This is a genomic window from Halomonas heilongjiangensis, assembly GCF_002879645.1.
Lineage (GTDB): Bacteria > Pseudomonadota > Gammaproteobacteria > Pseudomonadales > Halomonadaceae > Halomonas > Halomonas heilongjiangensis.
Map to the genome: position 1 here is coordinate 24,479 of NZ_PNRE01000090.1, position 7,090 is coordinate 31,568.

Genomic DNA, 7,090 nt, shown 5'->3' on the forward strand with positions numbered 1-7,090 from the left:
GTAGCACTGCAAAACGGCATTTATGGCACCATGGCTCCCAGACGGACCATGCGAAGGACCCGCCATGCCCCTGGCCACTCACGCCGCCCCCCTCCCGCCCGGCTTCATGGTGATCCACGGTAACCGCCTGGAGGCCCTGCGCGGCCTGGCGGTGGAGTGGATGTGCCGCCACCCGCTCGAGCCGCTGGAGAACGAGACGATCCTGGTGCAGAGCAACGGCATCGGCCAGTGGCTCAAGCTGGCCCTGGCCGAGGACCCGGTCAACGGCGGCGCCGGCATCGCCGCCGCGCTCGACGTGACCCTGCCGGCGCGCTTCCTGTGGCAGGCCTATCGGGCGGTGCTGACTCATCAAGAACAGCATGCCGAGGGCGACGTTGATGCGGTGCCGGCCACCTCGCCGTTCGACAAGTCGCGGCTGGTGTGGCGGCTGCTGCGCCTGCTGCCCGGCCTGCTCGCCCGCGACGACTTCGCCCCCCTGGCGCGCTTCCTGGCCGGCGACGACGACCTGCGCAAGCACCACCAGCTCGCCGAGCGCCTGGCCGACCTGTTCGACCAGTATCAGGTCTACCGCGCCGACTGGCTCGAGGCCTGGGCCGCCGGCGAGGACGTGCGGATCGACGCCCGCGGCCAGCGCCGCGAGCTGGAGGCCACCCAGCGCTGGCAGCCCGAGCTGTGGCGGGCCTTGTGCGACGACGTCGCCGCGGCCCACGGCCAGGCCGGCATCGACTCCAGTCGCGCCCGGGTCCACCGGCGCTTCCTCGACGCCGCCGAGCGGCTCGCGGCCAACGATCGCCCCCCCGGCCTGCCGCGCCGGGTGCTGGTGTTCGGCATCTCCTCGCTGCCCCGCCAGGCGCTCGAGGCCCTGGCCGCCATCGCCCGGGTCAGCCAGGTGGTGCTGTGCGTGCACAACCCCTGCCAGCACTACTGGGCCGATATCATCGAGCACAAGGACCTCCTTCGCGCGGAGAGACGGCGCCAGCAGCGCAAGGCCGGCATGCCCGAGCGCCTCGACGTGCTCGGCGATGGCGACGGCGAGGCCAGCCTGCACCTGCACGCCCAGCCGCTGCTCGCCGCCTGGGGCAAGCAGGGCCGCGACTACCTGCGCCTGCTCGACGAACACGACGACAGCCAGCAGTACGAAGGGCTGTTCGCGCGCGAGGCGCTGCGCATCGACCTGTTCGAGCCCTGCGTGAGTGAGGGCGGCGGCCGCCTGCTGCAGCAACTGCAGGACGATATCCGCGAGCTGCGCCCGCTGGCCGAGACCCGCGACACCTGGCCCGCGGTGGACGTGGAGCGCGACGACTCCATCGTCTTCCACGTCGCCCACGGCCCCCAGCGCGAGGTGGAGATCCTCCACGACCAGCTGCTCGCCGCCTTCAGCGCCGACCCGACGCTGCGCCCGCGGGACATCATCGTCATGGTCCCGGACATCGACCACTACGCCCCGCATATCCAGGCCGTATTCGGTCAAGTTCCTCCCGACGACCCGCGGTACATTCCCTACACCCTCTCCGACCAGGCCAGCCGCCACCGCCTGCCGCTGCTGATCGCCCTGGAGAAGCTGCTGCGCCTGCCGGAGCTGCGCTTCTCGGTCAGCGACCTGCTCGACCTGCTCGAGGTGCCGGCACTGCGCGCCCGCTTCGGCATCGCGGAGGAGGACCTGCCGACGCTCGCGCGCTGGATCGAGGGCGCCGGCATCCGCTGGGGCCTGCACGGCCGCCAGCGCGGCAGCCTCGACCTGCCCGACGGCCTGGAGCAGAACACCTGGGCCTTCGGCCTACGCCGCCTGCTGCTCGGCTACACCGTGGGCAGTGCCGCCGGCGCCTGGCAGGGGATCGAGCCCTTCGATGACATCGGCGGCCTGGAGGCGGCCCTGGCCGGCCCCCTGACCCACCTGCTGGAGACCCTGGAGACCCAGTGGCAGCGGCTGCGCCGGCCCACCGACGCCGATGGCTGGGTGACCCGCCTGCGCGAGCTGCTCGAGGCCTGCTTCATGGCCGAGGAGGCCAGCGACAGCCTGATGCTGGCGCGCCTCGAACAGGCCCTGCAGGACTTCCAGGAGAGCACCCGCGAGGCCGGGCTGGAACGCGAACTGCCGCTGACCATCGTCCGCGAACACTGGCTGGGCCAGATCGACGAGCACAGCCTCTCCCAGCGCTTCCTCGCCGGCGCGGTCAACTTCGCCACCCTGATGCCGATGCGCGCCATCCCCTTCAAGCGCGTCTGCCTGCTGGGCATGAACGACGGCGACTACCCGCGCCACCACCCGCCGCTGGACTTCGACCTGATGAACGGCGATTACCGCCCCGGCGACCGCTCGCGCCGCGAGGACGACCGCTACCTGTTCCTCGAGGCGCTGCTCTCGGCTCGAGAGCAGCTGTATATCAGCTGGGTCGGCCGCAGCATCGTCGACAACGCCGAGAAGCCCCCCTCGGTGCTGGTCGGCCAGCTGCGCGACCACCTGGCCGCCGGCTGGCGCGCCGCGGGCGGCGAGGCTCCGGGTGACAGCCTGCTCGCCGCCCTGACCACCGAGCACCCGCTGCAGCCGTTCAGCCGCGCCTATTTTCCCGCCCCCCAGGAGCGGGACGCGCGCAGCGTCGCCGACAAGCGGCTCTTCACCTATGCCCATGAGTGGCGGGAGGTGCATACCGAGACGTCCCCAAGGACAGGGCAAGAAACGACATTGGAAAAGACCCAAAGCGTCACGAGCGAAGACGAGACAAGGCAAAGCCCGCCGAAAACGCGGAGTTTACGAGCCGTAAATGAGCAGTTTGAGAAGGGCTTTAACGCCGTATCGTCGAGCGCAGTAGCTTTGTCACCGTTCAAGCAGGAAACGCCGTTAACAATAGCCCAGCTGGGGAGTTTCCTGCGCGATCCTACCAAGGCCTTCTTCACCACCCGGCTCCGGGTGTTCCTGGAGCGCGAGGACGTCACCAGCCTCGACCACGAGCCCTTCACCCTCGACGGCCTGACCCACTGGCAGCTGCAGGACATCCTGATCCAGGCCCAGCGCCGCGCCATCGACGCCGGGGAGCCCCGCGTGGAGGCCCTGCACGCCACCCTCGAACGCCTGGAAGGCCAGGGCGTGCTGGCCATGGGCGCCTTCGGCAGCCGCATGCGCGAGCAGCTCGCCGAGCCCATGGAGGCGCTGTTCGAGGCCTACCGAGAGGCCCTCGAGCAATGGCCCCACGCCGTGGAGGATCCCGAGCCGGTGCGCCTGGCGCTGTTCGACGCGAACGCCGCCGAGGCCCCGCCGCTGGAGGACTGGCTCGACGCCCTGCGCCTCGATGAGGCGGGCGAGCGCTGCCGGCTGCTGCTCTCCAGCAGCAGCCTGATCAGCCAGGGGCGGGGCCGCGGCCAGTACCGCTGGGCCCAGCTGGTGCGGCCCTGGGTGGCGCACCTGGCCGGCAACCTCGAGCGACCGATGACCACCCGGCTGCTCTCCAAGGCGGGCCACGTCACCCTGCCGCCACAGGAGCCCGAGACCGCGCGGCGCCGGCTGCGCGAGCTGATCGCCACCTGGCAGGCCGGCATGCAAGCGCCGCTGCCGCTGGCCTGCGAGGCCGCATTCGCCTGGCTGGGCAAGGTCGACAAACAGACCAGTGGCGCCGACGACAACGGCCCCGGCAGCGACTCCTGGCACGCCGCCCGCAAGGCCTACCAGGGCGACGACTTCACCGCCGGCGAGGTGGATCGCAACCCCTACCTGGCCCACCGCTGGCCCGATTTTTCCGCCCTGATGGGCGCCGCTTCGCAAGACGGCGACGACTTCGCGAGCCTCACCGAGCGGCTGCTGGCCCCGCTCTACCTGGCGGTCAAGGGAGATGACAAATGAGTGAAGTCACTGAGCTCGATCCGCTGACGTTTCCGCTCCATGGCAGCCGCCTGATCGAGGCCAGCGCCGGCACCGGCAAGACCTTCACCATCGCCCTGCTCTACGTGCGCCTGGTGCTGGGCGCGAGAAACGAGCAGGACGAGGCGGCCTTCTCACGCCCGCTCACCCCGCCGGAGATCCTGGTGGTGACCTTCACCAACGCCGCCACCCAGGAGCTGCGCGAGCGTATCCGCGCCCGACTGGTCGAAGCCGCCGAGGTGTTTCTACAGGCGCCCGAAGCCGCGCCTAGCCTAAGTCAACATTGGGGCCAGACCCCAAAGTTTGCTGAGCATGGCAAAGGGGCGCCGGGGGCAGGTCGAAGCGGAGGTCATTCGACAGGGATGTCGAATGTAGCGCCCAGGGAGGGGTTCACAGCGCCTCCGCAGAGGCCTGCCCCCGGATCAGCCCCATCAGATGGGCTGGACCCGCTGCTGGTCGCCCTGCGCGACCAGTACGACCCGGCCGGCTGGCCCGCCTGCGCCCGCCGCCTGCAGCTGGCCGCCGAGTGGATGGACGAGGCCGCGGTCTCGACCATCCACAGCTGGTGCTACCGCATGCTGCGCGAGCACGCCTTCGACAGCGGCAGCCTGTTCTCGCTGGAGCTGGAAACCGACCAGAGCGAGCTGGAGCAGGAGGTGGTGCGCGACTACTGGCGCAGCTTCTACTACCCGCTGGGCGCCGAGGCGCTGGCCGAGATCACCCAGTACTGGGACGCGCCGACCAACACCCGCGCCTCGCTGCACGGCGCGGTGCGCCGCCTGCTGCCCGAATGTGACGCCCTGCCACCCGACGCCCCGCAGCCGACCGAGACCCTGGCCACCACTCAGGCCGAACGCGACGCCCGCCTGGCCGAGCTCAAGGCGCCCTGGCCCGCCTGGCTCGACGAGCTGGCACCGGCGCTGGAGGAGGCCGCCAAGCGCAAGGCCTTCAAGGGCCAGAGCTTCAATGCCAGGAGCCGCAGCAACTGGCTGGGCGCGCTGCGCGACTGGAGCCAGGGCGACGCCCTGCGCCCGGCGCTCACCGACGCCGCCTGGAAGCGTTTGACGCCGGAAGGCATGGCCGAGATCTGGCAGGACGGGGAACCGCCCCTGCCGGAGGCCTGGGAAGCCCTGGCCGAGCTGCCCGCGGCCCTGGAGGCGCTGCCCGACCCGCGGGCCGACCTGCTGATCCACGCCGTGCAGTGGTGCCGGGCGCGCCTCGAGCGCGAGCAGCAGCGCCGCGCCGAGATGGGCCCCAACGACCTACTGACCCACCTCGACCGGGCGCTGGGTGGCCCCAGTGGCGAGGCCCTGGCCGCCCAGATCCGCCGCCAGTTCCCGGTGGCGCTGGTCGACGAGTTCCAGGACACCGACCCGGTGCAGTACCGCATCTTCGACCGGGTCTACCGCCTGGCCGAGAACGCCCGCGGCAATTCCCACAGCGATCCCCACGGCGATCCCCACAGAACAGGCGTCTTCCTGATCGGCGATCCCAAGCAGGCGATCTACGCCTTCCGCGGCGCGGATATCCACACCTACCTGCAGGCCCGCCGCGACACCGCCGGCCGCCACGTCACCCTGGGCACCAACTACCGCTCGAGTGCGGCCATGGTCGCCGCGGTCAACCGCTGCTTCGCCTACGCCGAGGCCCACCCGCCCGGCGCCTTCATGTTCAAGCAGGCGGACGGCGGCAATCCGGTGCCCTTCGTGCCGGTCAAGGCGAAAGGCAGGAAAGACGCGCTGGTCGTCGACGGCCAGCCCCAGCCGGCGCTGACCCTGTGGCGCCTCGATGCCCCTGAAGTCTCGAAAGAGCAGCCGCTGTCCAAGACCGCCTACCACGGCGAGATGGCCGAACGCTGCGCCTCGCAGATGGCCGCGCTGCTGGAGAGTGGCCGCCGCGGCGAGTCGGGCTTCCACGACGGCGACACGCTGAGGCCCCTGGCGCCCTCGGATATGGCGGTGCTGGTCAACGGCCTGAATGAAGCCCGCGCCATCCGCCAGGCCCTGGCCCGGCGCGGGGTGAAGAGCGTCTACCTCTCGGACAAGGACAAGGTCTTCGCCTCGCCCATGGCCTTCGAGCTCGAGGCCTGGCTACGCGCCTGCGCCGAGTCCCCCTCGTCCTCGAGTGAGCACGAACGCCGGCTGCGCGCGGCCCTGGCCACCCCCACCCTGGGGCTCGGCCTGGCCGAACTCGACCGACTTGGCTCTTCACAAGGGAATGATGAACTGGCCTGGGAAACCCGGGTACTGCAGTTCCGCGACTACCACCGGCTGTGGCAGCGCCAGGGCGTGCTGCCGCTGGTGCGGCGGCTGATGAACGATTTCGAGGTGCCCGGCCGGCTGCTGGGCGGCGGCCCGGCCAGCGACGGCGAGCGCCATCTCACCGACCTGCTGCACCTCGGCGAGCTGCTGCAGCACGCCAGCCAGGAGCTCGACGGCGAACACGCCCTGATCCGCTTTCTCGCCGAGTCCATCGCCGCCCCCGACGACCAGGGCGACGCCCACAAGCTGCGCCTGGAGAGCGACGCCGACCTGGTGCAGGTGATCACCATCCACAAGTCCAAGGGTCTCGAGTACCCGCTGGTGTTCCTGCCCTTCATCTGCGGGCACCGCGCCACCCGGGCCGACGACTCGCCGCTGCGCTGGCACGACGCCGAGGGCCGGCTGCGCATCAGCCTCGAGGCCGACGAGGCGACCCTGGCGCTGGCCGACCGCGAACGCCTCGGCGAGGACCTGCGCAAGCTCTACGTAGCGCTGACCCGCGCCCGCCACGCCACCTGGCTGGGCATGGCGCCGCTCAAGGGCGGCGAGGGCAGCGCCATCGGCCAGCTGCTGGCGAATGGCGCACCGCTGGAGCCGGCCGCCTTTGCCCCGGCCCTGGAGGCGCTCAAGGGCGATCAGGCGGCCATCGCCATCGAACCGGCCCCGCCCGCCACCGCGACGCTGTTCCGCCCGGACGAGCGGCAGGCCGCCCTGGGCGAGGCACTGACGCCGCGGCGCCCGGCCCGGGAGCAGTGGTGGATCGCCAGCTACTCGGCGCTGCGTACCTCCGGCCTGATCACCACGCCGCAGGCCACGCCCGACACCGCCCCGGTAAGTGCTTACCTACCGGAAACCGCCGATGACAACGCCACTTCGCCCTCGCTGCCGGAGCCGACCACGCCGCTGGAGGCCACCGCCTTCGAGGTGCTCGACGAGCCCCGCGACAGCGCCGCCGAGCCGCTGACGCCCAGCCTGC

Annotated in this window: 2 protein-coding genes; both read left to right on the forward strand. The window is 71.2% G+C overall.

The window, feature by feature from the left end; translation table 11 throughout:
* Positions 1-64 precede the first annotated feature (64 nt).
* Positions 65-3,835 carry an exodeoxyribonuclease V subunit gamma gene (recC, locus tag C1H66_RS19045; RefSeq protein WP_102629453.1) on the forward strand — a complete coding sequence of 1,257 codons (3,771 nt, stop codon included), beginning with the start codon at positions 65-67 and terminating at the stop codon, positions 3,833-3,835.
* On the forward strand, positions 3,832-7,090 hold a 3,259-nt coding region (gene recB / locus C1H66_RS19050; RefSeq protein WP_102629454.1), incomplete at its 3' end, for an exodeoxyribonuclease V subunit beta. The genes recC and recB, both read left to right, overlap by 4 nt.

What these genes read in the sequence shown, in the direction of transcription:
- recC (WP_102629453.1), top strand. Translation starts at nt 65, where the DNA reads ATGCCCCTGGCCACTCACGCCGCCCCCCTCCCGCCCGGCTTCATGGTG.